The 14836-nt window shown below is 61.5% G+C and carries 16 protein-coding genes; 5 read left to right on the top strand and 11 right to left on the bottom strand.

The features are described from left to right. Positions 1-65 precede the first annotated feature (65 nt). Positions 66-1232 (top strand): alkane 1-monooxygenase, encoded by a 1167-nt coding sequence (locus P0M12_RS09260; RefSeq protein WP_030536015.1) that lies wholly within the window; start codon positions 66-68, stop codon positions 1230-1232. Between the two features lie 36 nt (positions 1233-1268). On the opposite strand, the gene P0M12_RS09255 is transcribed toward P0M12_RS09260, so the two are convergent. After that, entirely contained in the window at positions 1269-2186 is a 918-nt protein-coding gene (locus tag P0M12_RS09255) for a nuclear transport factor 2 family protein (protein ID WP_225320166.1), read from the bottom strand. A 32-nt stretch (positions 2187-2218) separates the two neighbouring features. Further along, positions 2219-2857: an NAD(P)H-binding protein gene (locus P0M12_RS09250; RefSeq protein ID WP_030536013.1), complete on the bottom strand. Its 639-nt coding sequence runs from the start codon at positions 2855-2857 to the stop codon at positions 2219-2221. A 167-nt stretch (positions 2858-3024) separates the two neighbouring features. Here P0M12_RS09250 and P0M12_RS09245 point away from each other — a divergent pair, with 167 nt between their 5' ends. From P0M12_RS09245 to P0M12_RS09235, 3 genes are all read left to right on the top strand, one after another. Continuing rightward, the gene (locus P0M12_RS09245; RefSeq protein WP_161120581.1) at positions 3025-3996 is read left to right on the top strand and encodes a serine/threonine dehydratase; all 972 of its coding nucleotides are present in this window, start codon (positions 3025-3027) and stop codon (positions 3994-3996) included. Positions 3997-4054: 58 nt separating this feature from the next. Then, entirely contained in the window at positions 4055-4456 is a 402-nt protein-coding gene (locus tag P0M12_RS09240) for a hypothetical protein (RefSeq protein WP_020971062.1), read from the top strand. Between the two features lie 61 nt (positions 4457-4517). Further along, a complete protein-coding gene (locus tag P0M12_RS09235) occupies positions 4518-5354 on the top strand; it encodes a DUF1206 domain-containing protein (protein ID WP_277377617.1) in 837 nt (278 codons plus the stop codon). A gap of 19 nt (positions 5355-5373) precedes the next feature. Here the strand turns inward: P0M12_RS09235 and P0M12_RS09230 are convergent, their stop codons facing one another. The 3 genes from P0M12_RS09230 to P0M12_RS09220 form a co-directional block, all read right to left on the bottom strand. Continuing rightward, positions 5374-6681, bottom strand: a complete 1308-nt coding sequence (locus tag P0M12_RS09230; RefSeq protein ID WP_007730888.1) for a serine hydrolase domain-containing protein — start codon at positions 6679-6681, stop codon at positions 5374-5376. 82 nt (positions 6682-6763) lie between these two features. Next, positions 6764-7501: an SDR family oxidoreductase gene (locus tag P0M12_RS09225; RefSeq protein ID WP_277377616.1), complete on the bottom strand. Its 738-nt coding sequence runs from the start codon at positions 7499-7501 to the stop codon at positions 6764-6766. Beyond that, complete coding sequence (locus P0M12_RS09220; protein ID WP_277377615.1) at positions 7498-8202, bottom strand: TetR/AcrR family transcriptional regulator; 705 nt, start codon at positions 8200-8202, stop codon at positions 7498-7500. The genes P0M12_RS09225 and P0M12_RS09220 overlap by 4 nt, the downstream gene beginning before the upstream one ends. Before the next feature lie 175 nt (positions 8203-8377). Here P0M12_RS09220 and P0M12_RS09215 point away from each other — a divergent pair, with 175 nt between their 5' ends. Beyond that, a complete protein-coding gene (locus P0M12_RS09215) occupies positions 8378-9151 on the top strand; it encodes a DUF4190 domain-containing protein (protein ID WP_277377614.1) in 774 nt (257 codons plus the stop codon). A gap of 13 nt (positions 9152-9164) precedes the next feature. Here the strand turns inward: P0M12_RS09215 and P0M12_RS09210 are convergent, their stop codons facing one another. The 6 genes from P0M12_RS09210 to P0M12_RS09185 form a co-directional block, all read right to left on the bottom strand. Beyond that, complete coding sequence (locus P0M12_RS09210; protein WP_228401412.1) at positions 9165-9713, bottom strand: SMI1/KNR4 family protein; 549 nt, start codon at positions 9711-9713, stop codon at positions 9165-9167. Between the two features lie 99 nt (positions 9714-9812). Then, the gene (locus tag P0M12_RS09205) at positions 9813-11174 is read right to left on the bottom strand and encodes an HNH endonuclease signature motif containing protein (protein WP_277377613.1); all 1362 of its coding nucleotides are present in this window, start codon (positions 11172-11174) and stop codon (positions 9813-9815) included. 119 nt (positions 11175-11293) lie between these two features. After that, on the bottom strand, positions 11294-11722 hold the full coding sequence (locus P0M12_RS09200) for a hypothetical protein (protein ID WP_225320164.1): 429 nt from the start codon (positions 11720-11722) through the stop codon (positions 11294-11296). 21 nt (positions 11723-11743) lie between these two features. Further along, the gene (locus P0M12_RS09195) at positions 11744-12412 is read right to left on the bottom strand and encodes an FCD domain-containing protein (protein ID WP_003939850.1); all 669 of its coding nucleotides are present in this window, start codon (positions 12410-12412) and stop codon (positions 11744-11746) included. Positions 12413-12514: 102 nt separating this feature from the next. After that, the gene (locus P0M12_RS09190; protein WP_277377612.1) at positions 12515-13720 is read right to left on the bottom strand and encodes an MFS transporter; all 1206 of its coding nucleotides are present in this window, start codon (positions 13718-13720) and stop codon (positions 12515-12517) included. A 122-nt stretch (positions 13721-13842) separates the two neighbouring features. After that, positions 13843-14817, bottom strand: coding sequence for a WYL domain-containing protein (locus P0M12_RS09185; protein WP_277377611.1), 975 nt, complete (start codon positions 14815-14817; stop codon positions 13843-13845). Between the last annotated feature and the right edge of the window lie 19 nt (positions 14818-14836).

Below are 14836 nucleotides of genomic sequence, written 5' to 3'. Positions count from 1 at the left end.
GGTTTGCTGAGCGTGAACGGTGCGTGGGGCGAATCGTTCGAGGGGACGAAAGGCGAGATCGGCGAATGACAGCGACTTCCGACGCACGGCGTACCGAATCGAACGCTGTCCAGAACACCGACTCGCCGTCCGGCGAAAATCCGCGCTGGCGCGACCGCAAGAGGTACCTGTGGCCGCTCGGATTGCTGATTCCACTCAGCCCGTTCATCTCCTGGTTTCTCGTCGACAACCTTCGTCTCGGATTGTTCTGGGCGACCGGCGCGTGGCTACTGGTCATCGTCATCCCGATCATCGACATGCTGGCCGGTGAAGACGGCGAAAGTCCGCCGGACGATGCGATCCCACGACTGCAGAAGGACCGCTACTACCGCTGGTGCACTTACGCGTTCCTCCCCTTGCAATACGCCGGTCTGGTCTTCGCCTGCTGGTGCTGGATCAACGCTCCGATGGGAATCGCGGAGAAGATCGCGATGTCGTTCACGGTGGGCGTCGTCGCCGGCGTCGGTATCAACGCGGCCCACGAGCTCGGCCACAAGAGCGAGAAGATCGAACAGTGGCTCGCGAAAGTGGCGCTTGCGCAATCTCTCTACGGGCACTTCTACGTGGAACACAATTTCGGCCACCATGTGCGTGTAGCTACTCCGCAGGACCCGGCCAGCTCACGGTTCGGTGAGAGCTTCTGGAGGTTCTTGCCACGAAGCGTGTTCGGCGGGCTGCGTTCGGCATGGCGCATCGAGAGCGCTCGACTCCAGAGGAAAGGCAAACGAACCTGGAGCTTCGAGAACAATATTCTCAACGCTTGGGCGATGAGTGTTGTCCTCTTCGCGACGCTGATCGGTATCTTCGGTTGGGAGGTCGCGCCCTGGCTCCTGCTGCAGGCAGTTGCCGGATTCACCTTCCTCGAAGCCGCGAACTACCTCGAGCATTACGGCCTGCTGCGTGGCAAGCGTGCCGACGGCTCGTACGTTCGCTGCAGCCCCGCTGACAGTTGGAACAGCGATCACGTCGTGAGCAATCTGTTTCTCTACCAACTGCAGCGGCACAGCGATCACCACGCCAACCCGAAGCTGCGGTACCAAAGTCTGCGTAGCGCGGCCGAAGCGCCGCAACTTCCGGCCGGCTACGCAGTGATGATCGTGATCGCGTGGATTCCACCGCTGTGGCGCCGGGTGATGGATCAGAGATTGTTGGACTACTACGACGGCGACACAGAACGAATCAACGTCGGCTGATCCGCATCCCTCTCTGAACTGTTCGGAGTTGCCGTCTCAGCGACCGTCGTCCCACACGGTGTTGCCGCTTGCAGTCGTCGACGGGTAGTCCTGGACGGCGTCCCAATGCTCGACGATTTTGCCGTTCTCGTCGAATCGGAAGATGTCCATCGAGCCGCTGCCGGCCGTTCCCTCACCGGACGAAGCGAAGGTCTGAACAAAGACGAAGTCGCCCTCGGCTACCGTCCGTGGAAACTTGGTGGCCTTGTCTTCGGTAACGGGTTCGATCCCGGCCAGTGCGGTGACAAATGCGTCCTTGCCGTCAGCGAACGAGGGGTTGTGCTGCGTGTAGGTCGGACCGACCAGCTGGTCGGCAGCCTCGGCGGCTTTGCCTTCGTTGAAGGCGAGCTGCAGGAACGTCAACGCGTTGGCCGTGTTGCGCTCCAAGACTTCTGACGACTTGGACGGCGACGAGGTGGGTCCGTCGAACATCGTGTTCGGATTCGCGGACGTTTCCGGCACGTCTTGAATGGCATCCCAGTGTTCGACGATCTTGCCGTTGTCGACGCGGAAGATGTCGAATACCGCCTGGCCGCGGTCGCCGGGTGCAGACGTGGTGTGGGACTGGAGGGCAACCAGATCGCCCTCGGCGAAAACGCGAGTGATCTCGGCATGCAATCCGGGTGTGGCCTCGACGTAACCGCCTATGCCGCTGACAAATCCGGCTGCCCCATCGGCGGCGGTGGGGTTGTGCTGGATGTAGACGTCGCCAAGGTACCGGTCGGCGGCTTGCTGAACCTGACGGCCGTTGAACGCCAGTTCGTAGAAGTCCGTGACGACGGTCTTGTTGGATTCGAGTTGATCGCCCTGTTCGGCAACAACGCTCGTGGACGTCGTAGAACTGCTGGGCGTTGCGGATTCCGCGTCGTTGGAGCACGCGGTGAGCAGGAGTGCGGCGGCAGCGGGAACAGTCATCCAGGCTGCGCGCCTACGAAGGTTGCTCATATTCAGTGTGCGACGGTGAAACGCTGGCGACGGTGGGCCGGAGTCTCGATCTCGTCGACAAAAGCGTGTGCGTAGTCTTCGCCCGCGATGGCGGAGTTGCCCTCGGCGTCCGTCAGGAGAATGTCGCCACCCAACTGGAACGATCCCTTCGGGGCGACGCCGGCATGGGCACCGAACGCAGCGGCCGGGCTCACGTAGAACCAGTCGACATTGCTGTCGGTCGCGCGGAGCGCATCGAGGACGTCGGCGTGAGCGAGTGCCTCACCCTTGTATGCGTCCGGGAAGTCGGGGGTGTCGACGACGCGTGGCCCACCCTCGGAGACCAACAGGCTGCCGGCGCCACCGACTACGGCAATGCGAGCACCGTTGCGTGCGGCGGCATCTGCGAGGGGAGTGACGGCGTCGAGCAGGCGCTTGCCGTCGATCTCGCGAGCGGGGATGGCAACGACAACGACGTCGTTGTCTGCTGTGATCTGCTCCACGATCGTGTTGTCGTGAACAGAACCCTGCACGACATTCGTGTCGGTTCCGGACTGCGCGCTGCGAGCGACGACGGTTACCTCGTGGCCGCGTGAAGCGGCTTCTTTCGCGATTGCGCTTCCTGCAAAACCGTTTCCACCGAATACTGCGATCTTCGACATGGGGTGTGCCTTTCCTTGATGTCGTCGTTGTGCTTGTAGTAGTAAATTTATTCACCCCGAGGTGCATTGTCTCGGTCAGATGCGGGCATTCCTTGGTGAAAAACAGACATCATGATGACGATGGGCCGACTGCTTCGGGTCGACGTCGCGAACCGTAGGGTTGGTACATGACTCTCACCGCCGACAACAATGCAGGTCCAGTGGCAATCGAGCGCTCGGACGTCGAAGCTGCGCGGACTCGTATCGCAGGACTGGCGCGGCGTACTCCGATCTTTCGCTCTGCGCTACCGACGCCACAGGGTGAGGTACCGGTTCTGTTCAAGCTCGAGTACCTCCAGCACGGCGGTTCCTTCAAAGTGCGCGGCAGTCTCAATGCAGTGGAACGAGCGGTCGCCGACGGCACCATGCCCGATGCCGGCGTGGTGATCGCGTCTGGCGGCAACGCTGCAATCGGGGCCGCGTGGGCAGCGCGGCGACGAGGACTCACCTGCACAGTGGTGGTGCCGGAGACAGCGCCTGATGCCAAGGTGAAGGCTCTCGGAGAGTTGGGTGCAACCGTTCACAAGGTAGGCGACCGGTATGCACTCGCTGCTGCCGCTGCGGCGGACATCGCACGCACCAGCGGTGCGCTCGAACTGCATGCCTACGACCTGCCCGACATCGTCAGTGGGGCCGGCACCATCGCTCTCGAGATCGAAGACGACGCATCCGGACCGATCACGTATTGCGTTGCAGTCGGCGGCGGCGGATTGGTCTCTGGAATCGTCGCGGCGGCTCGTCCCGAAGATCACGTGGTAGCCGTCGAGCCGACCGGGGCTGCCACCTTGCGCACCTCGCTCGATGCGGGGCGTCCGGTGGATATCGAAGTAAACAGTATCGCCGGAGACTCGTTGGGGGCTACACGAATTGGTGCCATCGCCTGGGAGACACTGCATGAGAGTTCGGTAGACAGTGTTGTGGTCGAAGATGATTCGATCCGGCAAGCGCGGGCATTCCTGTGGCGGGAGTTCCGGATTCTGGTGGAGTTGGGAACCGCGGCAGCATTGGCTCCGGTTCTGAACGGAACGGTGTCGCCGCCGTCCGACGGTGAACTGTGCGTGGTTCTATGCGGAGCCAACACACATCCGACCGACCTGTAATTTCAGCGTATTTGTATGCCTGCGTGTGAGAAAGTCGCAGGTGGGTACCTCTCGCAGTATGAGTACCAGCAGCATTATCTGGATAATTGTTGCCGTGGTCGTGGTGATAGCGATCGTGGCCGCACTCCTGTGGGTGGCGCGAAACAGGCGTGACGAGCGTCGTCACATCGAGGCAGAACAGATCCGCGAAGACGTCGCAGACAAGTCACTGCAAGTAGGCGAGCGCGAGGCGCGGGCAGAAGAGACAGCAGCCAAAGCGCGCATGGTGCAGGCAGAGGCCGACGCCAAAGCGGCGGAAGCGTCTGCGCTGCAACATCATGCAGCGCAGCATCGGAAAGAGGCGACGAGTTCTCGCGAGGAACTGAACCAGCAACGAGATCATGCAGACACGATCGACCCCAAGGTTCCCAACCCCGAAGAACCGCGGTCGACGCCGGATCAGAACCCTCGAAACCCTTGATCTCGAAACACTTGATGCAGGCGTTCGAGGGAAGCGTCTGCCCGTATATGGTTCGACGATCATGATGAATAAAGAATCGTCACCGCACGACCAGAAGAGCGTCGCGTCCACGGCGGCTGACGTCGCACAGAACAATGTCTTCGAGCGCTTTGCCCGTGCCGGATTCGTCGTCAGCGGTGTGGTTCATCTGCTGATCGGATATATCGCGATCCGCCTTGCTCTCGGTGGATCCGGGTCTGCGGACCAATCGGGTGCGATGGCCGAGTTGGCAGGAAAGCCAGGGGGTGTCTTCGCTCTGTGGGTCGGCGTCGTGGCCTTCCTTGCCATGGCGTTGTGGAGATTGGCCGAAGCTGCGTTGGGAAGCTCGTCGTCGCCGTCCTCTGACGACAAGAAGAAAGAGTTCTTCGACCGCGCAAAGGCTCTGGGCATTTCGCTCGTCTATTTCGGTTTTGCGTTCACTGCATTCGGATTCGCCCGCGGTAGCGGGAAGTCCAGCAGCGGTCAGAGTGCGGGGATCACGGCGCGTTTGATGGAGAACACGCTTGGAACTATCGCATTGGTGATCGGCGGGATCGCGATCATCGCCGTTGGTGTGTACCACGTGTACAAGGGCGCGAGCCAGAACTTCCTCGATGATCTGAAAGGCACACCCAGCAACTTCGTGCGCCGACTCGGAACCGTCGGGTACGTCGCCAAGGGCTTGGCCATCGCTGCAGTCGGCATTCTGGTTCTTCTTGCGGTCAACAGTTCCGAACCCGGCAAGTCCTCCGGACTCGACGGAGCGTTCAAGACGCTGGGCGCGCAGCCGTACGGAGTGGCGCTGCTGATCCTTGCCGGATTGGGCATCATCACCTACGGGCTCTACTGCTTCGTGATGGCACGCTCGACGAAGATGTAGCGCCCGTAGGTAAGTGGGTCTATCCGAATGACCCGGTCTGGAAGCCGACGTCGCTGCCCGACGAACTTCCCGTCGAGCTACCGAATATCGGTCGTCTCGGAACCAGATCATGCATCAGGTTCACGGCTGCAGGGTCGATCATCGCCGCATTTCCACCGTTCGCCAGAATCGTGATCGACCAGCCGCTGTCGGGAACCAGCAGGGTGATGCAGTTGGATCCCGAGCTGTCTCCGTTTTTCTTGGCGAACCGTTGTGGGAAGTTCGGCGTCGGGGGTTGGAGCTGCCACGCCATTCCCATTCCGAATGCAGGATTCTCCGGAGCTTGCGTGTCGATCTGCTCGAGCATCGAGGTCAGGACTGGTTTGAGCGGGTTGTTTCCGTAGCCGAGAGTTGTTGCAGCCCAGATCGACATGTCCTCGGCGGTGCTGACCAGCCCACCCCCGCCTGCGATCGCACCCGTGTTGTTCCACAGAGGCGCTCGTGTGCCGTCGAGGTAGTACGGAACGGCAAGGTCGGTTGCTTTGGTCTCGATCACGGTACCCATCATCCCGAGCGGGTCGGTGATTTCGCGGGCGACTGCCGCCGCGAATGGTGGCTTCTCTTGTCCCGGAATGATTTTGTCGGCCATGAGTGTGCCGAGCAGTCCGAACCCGAAGTCCGAGTACAGCCAGTGGCTACCGGGGGCGAACTCCAAGGCGCCGGCGTCTTGGAGTCCTTTCCAGAGCATATTTCTGGTGTACTTCGCCTTCTCGTCCGTGCACGATCGTGTGGGATCGGCACACCCCGCCGAAAGATTGGGCGGGTCGTCGCTCAGGCCGGAACGGTGGGTGACCAGTTGGCGAAGCGTGATCTCCTCGCCGCCGATGCCTTTCGGCAGCGGGTTGCCATCCGAATACTTGCTCGCCAGGTCGTCCAGTCCGACTTCTCCCCGAGAGATCAGTTTCGCCAGTAGTGAAGCGGTGAAGGTCTTGGTCTCCGAGGCGATCTCGAATTGCGTTCGTGGAGTGACTCTCACGCCGTTTTCGACGTCGGCCTGGCCGTAGTGGTACGTAGTGGTGACACTCGCCTTGCGGTTCTTCTCATCCGGTTTGACGATAGCGAAGGCAAGGCCGGGAACGCCGCTGTTCAGCAGTGTCTCTGCGACGCGTTGCACCGCTTGGGCTTCAGCAGGATCGCCGACCCGCGAACCTGGATTGGGTGCCGTGGGGCCGGCGGCGCCGGCGGTCGAGGAGGTCGCGAGGGTTATGACCGCGGTTGCCGCCAGCCCTGCAACGCTGATGAACTGCCGTCGTGACGTCCGGGCGGACCCTCGATCCTGGTTATCCATTGTTTGCACATTACAACCAAAGTTGACTGGTTTGACTGTTTTGTCGGAATTGCCAAGGTGTGGTCCTTAGACGATGGTTTTGCTAAATCACGCCGCCGTTGACGTAGATGACCTGGCCATTGACCCAACGAGCTGGGCCGGCGAGAAACGCGACAGCCTCCGCGATGTCCATCGGTGTGCCGAGGCGTTCCAGGGGAGCCAGCTTGGACAGGTTCTCCACTGTAGCTTCGTCTTTCCCGTCAAGGAACAGATCGGTGGCCGTGGGGCCTGGGGCTACGGCGTTGACCGTGATATCGCGTCCCCGTAGCTCTTTCGCGAGAACCAGAGTGATCGCGTCGACAGCACCTTTGGTGGCGGCGTACGCGGCATAAGTCGGAAATGCCAGCTTCTTCACGGAGGTGGAGAAATTGATGATCGCACCACCGCGCCGGACACGTCTGGCTGCCTGCTGGTCGACCACGAAGGTCCCTCGGACGTTGGTCCGATGCATCCGATCGAAATCGTCGAAGTTCAGTTCTGCGACGGTGGAGAGAATCATGATTCCGGCCGCATGGACGACGACGTCGATGCCCCCGAACTCCTCCTCGACCGTATCGAACAGGGCCGCGACTTCACCTTCGTCGGCGACGTCCGCATGCACCGCTATGGCGCGACCGCCCGCAGCGACGACGGCGTCAGCTGTTTCCTGGGCGCGTTGAATGTTTCCTGAATAGTGCACGGCGACAGCCATTCCGTCGGCGGCGAGCTTCTCTGCAGTCGCTCGCCCGATGCCGCCGGAAGCGCCAGTGACGATGGCGACGCGGGTGGTGGTGTCAGTCATGATGTAACTCCTGAACTGGTTTCGGTTGCATCGGACAGCTTGCGAAGCCACTCTCGTAGTAGGCCGACTTCGTTGGCGGAGAGAGAAGTTGAATCTGCGGCGGCCAGTTGGGCGTCGAGAGTAGATGCAACTCTGTTGAGTGAGGTTTCCGGGTGGGCGACGGATTCGTCGATGATGGACGCGAAGATTCCGTCGCGAACTCGCTGTGACAGCGTCGGATCGGGGTACTGTTCCGGCCTGACGACGAGCATCAGAGCGACGCCCGCATTGGCGGACATCACCATCTGCGTAGCCACGTCGACCGATACAGTCAGAACACCTGCCGCAGCGCATCGTTCGAGAACGGATCGAAGTAGTGCCTGGGCCTGCAGAGCGGTGTCGGCACTCTGGGCGGAAGGTGAGTGCATCAGTCGGTAATGAGCGGGATGTGCGAGCGCGAAGGCTGTATGCGCATCCCAGCCGGCCCGTAGATCGGCGACGGGGTCATCGGAAGGTGTCGCAGCGCGTTTGCCTTCGAGGTATTCGGAGAATCCTGCCTCGACGACGGCTGCGAGCAGTCCGTCCTTGTCGCCGAACTGACGGTAGAGCGCGGGGGCGCCGACGCCGGCCATCTCGCACACGGCGCGGGTGGATATGTCGCCGTTGGGGGAGGTGTTGAGCAGCTCGGTTGCCGCGGCCAGAATCTTTGCTCTCGAGCTCATAAAAACAACGCTAACACAACTATGTAATCGTTGCTATCGCCGGTTTGGTCGTGCGAACGAACTACAGACACAGGCGCCAGAACTTGATCAGATGAGTGAGCCGGTCCGGCCACGGTTCTGTGTGGAGTGACGGCTAGAGCCGTTCTGTTCTCACACTCTGAACGAAGGAATCCTGGTGATCGACTCGGAAACTACTGTTGCGCAGAATAATTCGCATTTCGGTTATCTGGGGTGGATTCTGCGGGTCATCAGTGTCGTGGCGTGCGTTGCGGTTGCAACGGTCGTTGTCTCGCTGACGCTCGGGCCGCCATTCGCGCGGGCCTGGGCACAGTGGGTTGCTCGTCATCTAGGTGGGGACTTCGAGACGGGAGTCGTTGTCGGATTTGTGACTGGGCTTCTGGGCACCGCTGTGACTTTGTTTGCAGCGCTGATGAGTTCGTTGGCGTGGCGGCGACGCGGTGGCCCGGCATTGTCGCTTGGTGTCGGTGCCATTGCCATGCTTGCCGTTATTCCTGGCGCAGTGAATTTGAGTATCGCGGTCGGTGCAGCAGGATCCGGTGTGAGGGCGGCGGGGAGGATCCTCGACGTCGACGGGCCGGCGTTTCGTGGAGCCTGGATAGCCGGATCTGTGGCGGGGCTGTTGCTGTATATGGCCGCGGCGCTGCTGTTAGGGAGGAGCCTTCGTTCGACGTTCGGGCCTGTCAGGCAGGTGGCGGCACCGCTCCCTGGGGTGGTCGGCGGCACGAATGCCTTGGCCATCGTCGCACTTGTACTTGGAATCTTCGGTGGAGTTCTTGCTATTCCAGTGGGCCATGTGTCGTTGAACCAGATTCGCCGTTCCGGCGAAAGTGGGCGCGGATTGGCAGTGGCCGGACTCGTTCTCGGCTATCTGTCCCTGGTCGTCGTCGTAGGTGTCGTATTCGTGGCTGTGTCCGCGGCCTATCGATAATTTGGGTCGCGCGTCAGAGTTGGGTGGGCTGGAGTGGCTCGATGTCGGAGGTGCGAGGTCCGAACAGGCCCATAGCCCGGGTGCGAATGGACGGTAGTGCTTCGTGGATGCTCCCGCCGAGGCGGTGGAGAGAGTTGAACGAGCGTGATTCCCAAACCGGAAACTCTCCGTCGGTGTCGCGTGATGCTGTGTCCCACAGGAGGGCGTCACCGTTTTCGCTCCATCCGAAAACCTGCAGCGAGTCGGGGAGTGACCAATCGCCGTCGGGTTCGATCATCCAATCGAACTCGTCATCCTGTCCTTCTCTGTAGACCGAATGAAGATGGGCGGTGAGGTTGCGGGCGCGCCCTTGCCAGCCGTCGGCAAATCCGGGAAGGACGGGCGGATAGATGAGCCAGAGTCCGAAGGTCCGCGCCCAACCTGCGTGCCTGATGAATGCGCGATATGAATCGGGGAAGCCCTGCCGGTCGGGAAATCGATAGGAATCCATAAGGGCAAAATCGATATGCGCGAGCGTCGGTCGGCCGTCTACCGTCAGCGCGTTGGTTCCCTGTGCAAACACACCCTCAACGCTAGCAATAGGGGATACCGTGCCGCCCTTTCCGGTTATCGAAGCACGCCGGAATGGGTCACCGAGGCGTTTGCTCGGTGACCTCCGGGTTCAGAGTCGTGTGGTGGAGCGGCGGGGTTTCCGGTCGGGGTCGATGCCCGGTGGTGGGATGAACCAGGGCAGGTGATCGGTGCCCATTCGGATTTCCCATTGTCCGGTGAATCCGGGTTTTCGGTGCATCAGGGTGTGGTGGGTTCGGCAGAGCAGGACCAGGTTGTCCATGACGGTTGGTCCTCCTTTGGCCCAGTGTTTGATGTGGTGGGCGTCGGTCCAGGCGGGGACGCAGTCGCAGCCGGGGAAGGCGCACCCTTTGTCGCGGGCGATCAGGGCGGTGCGTTGTGCCGCGGTGACAAGCCTTTTGAGTGGGGTGACGTCGAGTGGGGCACCGTTTCCGTCGAGGAGGACGCTGGACAGCATGCAGTCGCAGGCGATCATGCGGGTGCGGCCGACGCTCAGTGGTCCCATCCAGGGCATGTGGCCGACATCGAGATCTTGTTTGTCGAGATCGTGAAAGTCGAGATCGAGCATACCGGGATCGTCGTCCTCGGAGGGGACAGGTGTTGAGCCATCACCCGTTGTGGCGCATTCACGGTGGTGGGCCAGGTCTTTGGCGTTGATGTGCACGTTCAGGTGTGGGCGTTGGCCGCCGTCGATGCCGGTGGCAGCGTTGTCGAGGTAGCGTCGGATGAGTTCTGCCATGGCGTCTGCGTTGCGTGTGGCGGCGGGTCGTTTGTCGGGTGTGCCGTCTTCGGCGGGGGTGGGCATGGAGAGGTTGGAGAGGGCGGAGAGAAGCATTTCGCCGGTCACTCCGTCGAAATCGCCTCGGACGGCGACTCTTCCGTTGAGGGTGGGGGAGATGCGCAGTTCGTTGCGGTCGGTGTCTTCGCTTGGTGGTGGGTCGTCGGATTCGAACATGTGCTCGAGGACGCTGATGGCGTAGCGCAGTTTGACGGTGGTTGCTTCGGTTCCCGATGCTGCGGCGAGGAGTGTGTCGCGGCAGTACGGTAGTGCGGCGTCGGGCATTGCCTTGGGTGGGGATTCGCAGAACGCCACGATCAGTGCTGCGTGCTCGAAAGTGAGGTCACCGGCATCGAATTGGTCTTCGATCTCGGGAAACGACCGTAGCGCTTTTCCCAGGGCTGCGATTCTTCTGCCGGTGGAGATCTGCAGCATGGTGTGGTTCGCGAGCCATTGTCCGGTGCCGCGGTAGCAGAGTACTTGTTCGTCCGGGTTCAACGTCAGGGTGTCGACAGCGGCGACTCGAATGGCTTCCAGGCGAAGGATTTCCGCTGACGCGGTGATGGCGATCTCGCGGACGTCGCTGGGGTGAAGCCGCCACAATCGTCCGCGCACACCCACGGCGGAGTTGTTGACCACGTCGGTGACAGCATCTTCGGTGATGTTGATCGTCATGAGAACCCCCCGTTCCACCTCCCATCATACTCGAACATACTTTCGAGTCAAGGGCTTTTTCGAGAAGGTGAGGTGGGCCCGGCCGTCGTGATTCTATTGTTCGAGAACAGGTTCCGTCGCTACTCGACTCGTTGGAGGAAGGGGCGAGGCCAGGCGCCGAGTGCGAGAACGGCGAGGATCGTCTGGACTAGTCCGGTGGTGAAGAAGATGCCCTGCAGTGGCGACCAGGCGAGAACGATGGCGATCTCGACGAAGATCCAGATCATCATGGTCAGGCCGGCGGCCGCGTGCAGGCCCCACGTCAGACGGAACCTGTTGTGCTGAGCGAAGAGCGCGGCGGCCTGGATGCCTCCGACGACAACGCCGAGGAGGATTCCGGGCCAGAAATATGAAGGGAAGACGGTTCCCTCGATCCACTCAGGAGGCAGGCCCATCCCGCCGCCGATCGTCAGGCCCGCCATTCCTACGAGCGCAGAGAGCAGGTTTAGCCACGCGATGGCGGACAGACCGATCCGGAGACCCCGTGGAGGGAGCGATGTGGACGTCATGCCTGACAACGATAGAGAGGGTCAGTCGAGCCCGTCCATGTTCCTGCGCGTTGCCGCGCTGGCAGCGTCGGCATCACCCGCGACGATGGCTTCCACTAGATCTCGGTGGGCAGCGGCTTCGTCGTCGATCGATTCGGGGTCCCGCGCCGCGACGTCGGTGATCACGTCGAGGGCCGAGTTGCGGAGCGTTTCGATGAATGAATCGAACACCATCGACAACACGCTGTTGTGCGCAGCATTCACCACGGCGCGATGTAGTTCCATGTCAGCGTCGACAAATTCTGTTGGTGTCGAAGCATTTTCACGGGCTTCGAGTGCTGCCTGTAACAGATCGACGTCGGCGGAAGTCCGGCGCATGGCAGCCAGGCGGCCCGCTTCCACTTCCAGGAGTCTGCGTACTTCGTAGACTTCGCGGCGGTCCGAGCGTTTGAGTTCTCGCTCGAGTTCTGTGACCGGTGTCGAGGACATGACGTAGGTGCCGGACCCTTGATGCGAGTAGAGCTGGCCCGACGCAATCAGTGCGCGAACTGCCTCTCTGCCGGTCGAACGCCCGACTCCGAGGAGTGTGCTCAGATCCTGCTCGTTCGGGATTTTGGTCCCGACCGGCCACTCGCCGTCGCCGATGAGGCGCGCAAGTTCGTCCGCGGCTTTCTGTACCAGCGACTGCTGCTTGATCTGGCGCACTGCCATGTGACTGCTCCTGACTGACTCGGTGAACCGCAATGGAGCGGCTCACCGAGTAATACTTCATGTCCTCCGATGAATCTTCAGACTACGGGGCCGTCTTATGGTTTATCGAAGGGCGATGACGTCCAGTTCGCGCTCCGTCTCGTCTTCCGGGTCGAGGCGTCGATCGCGCAACGTGAATGCGATGACGGCGCCGACGAACAGCACTGCAGTTGTCGCCCCGATCGCCATGCGCGGTCCGAAGTGATCTGCCAGGTAGCCGAACAGCGGAGATGCGATGCCTCCCACGGACATCGCGAGTCCGAGCGTCACCCCACTTGCTGTGCCGGGGCGATTCGGTAGGTAGTCCTGCGCCAATGTCACCTGTGGCGCGAAGGGCAGGAACATAGCAAATCCGAGACAGACGATTCCCAATTCGGCAACTGCAACGTTCGGAGCGGCAGCGAGCAGCGCCAGTGAAGGTACCGCAAGCAGGTAGCCGAGTCGGATGGATGCGCGTCGACCACGACGGTCCGCGAGGACTCCTCCCAGTAGCGTTCCGGCCGCTCCTGCCAATGTGAAGGAGGACAACACGATTGCAGCGCTCGAGGACGATCCGTTCAGTGCGTTGAGCACGAACGGTGAGACCAACGACAGTGTGGTCACGTACGGAATTGACCAACAGACCGTTACCAGCACGAGTCGTGTGAACGAGCGCCAATCGTCTGACACGGGACCGTTCGCTGCCAGTTGCGCACTCAACGACTGGGCTGACTCGGCCGCACCCGTGTTGGCCGATCGCGACTGGGCGACCATCCACCAAATAGCCGCCACCACTGCAGGAACTGCGAGTAGATAGCCGCCGGACAAACCGAGTGAGCCAACCACGAGCGTGACAAACGGTGGCGCCAGCGAGGCGCCCAACGTACCGCCCACGGAGAACACGCTCATGGCTTTCTGTGAATGACCTCCAGCCGCGCGTGCCAAATTTGTGGCGGGAGGATGGTATGCGGCGATGCCGATGCCGGCCAGGGCAATTGCCAGCCAAGTGACGATGTAGGTGGTGCTCATCGCTGCCACGACAATGCCTGCTGCGGCCGTCACAAAACCTGTGGGTACCAGCCAGTTTCGGCTCTTTCGATCGACCAGCATGCCGAATGCAGGTTGCACGACACTGGATAGTCCGGTCGCGGCGAGCGTGATTCCGGCGACCGCGGAATAGGAATATCCGCGTTCGAGCATCATGAACGGCAACAGCGCAGGCACAGCCCCCTGGTACAGATCGTTCACGACGTGTGTGCCGGTGAGAAATGCAACTTGCCCCTTCTTCATCTCCTTGGGCATCCCTTCGTTCAGGTCTTCAAGTCCTCAGGTCCTCTGAGGACTTGAAAGCTATCACGAACCCGCGGGCGCACGGTTGCGTTGGAGACCTGGATCTCATTCGAGACGACTGACTAACTCTCAGCAGTCGCGGCGTTGCGGGCGGCGAGTTGCGCGAAAGCGTGGGTAAGTTCTGCCGGGCCGACGACATCGATGTCGGTGTCGAATCGGTTGAAGGAGGCTGCCAGCGCCGTCCAAGACCATGATCCGGCTTCGAGACTGCACTGCTCGGGGCCAAGATCTTCGACGATGCCGTCCCCGACAAAGGGAAGAACATAACTGGCTGGTCGATGGAGAACGACCTTGCCATGGCACGGCCAATTGTTGATATGTTCCGATCCTTTGAAGCGCGCGGACACGTATTCGCTGACGTCGCCGCCGGGGATTTCCTTCGGCGTGAACCGGGGACCGTTCGGGGTGCGTGGGGTGATGCGATCGGCGCGGAAGATTCGCCAGTCGTCTCGCGCGAGATCCCACGCGACGAGGTACCAGCGACGCTTGGAGGTCACCAGATGATGCGGCTCCACTCGGCGCGGGGGTGTTATTTCGCTGTTGTCGGTTGAGTGGTCGTTCGAGTAATCGAAGCGGAACACCTCGCGACCGCGGACTGCAGCGGAAATCGCTACGAGCACCTCAGGGGACACGGAGTCTGCGTCGCCGGAACGGGCCGAAATCGTGGTGAAACTGAGCGCGTCGAGGCGATGGCGCAGACGCGACGGCATCACTTGCCGCACAGTGGTCAACGCTCGAACCGCATCCTCTTCGATACCGACGCCGGTCAGCGTCGCCGCCTGCAGCGCAACTGCCAGTGCGATGACCTGATCGTCGTCGAACAGCAGGGGTGGCAGCTCGCTGCCGGCGTCGAGTCGGTATCCGCCGTCCGGGCCCATGGTCGCCGCAATGCGGTAACCCATCTCCCTGAGCCGGTCGATATCGCGGCGGACCGTGCGATGGCTGATGTCGAGCCGCTCGGCGAGTAGAGCGCCCGGCCAGTCGCGTCTCGTCTGCAAGAGGGACAGCAGATTCAAGAGTCGAGTGGTGGTCGCCATGCGGTGAGACTACGACGAG

Source organism: Rhodococcus sp. RCBS9 (assembly GCF_029457415.1).
Classification (GTDB): domain Bacteria; phylum Actinomycetota; class Actinomycetes; order Mycobacteriales; family Mycobacteriaceae; genus Rhodococcus_F; species Rhodococcus_F qingshengii.
The sequence above is the reverse complement of the archived record's forward strand: the minus strand, read 5'-3'. Positions and strand labels throughout refer to the sequence as shown.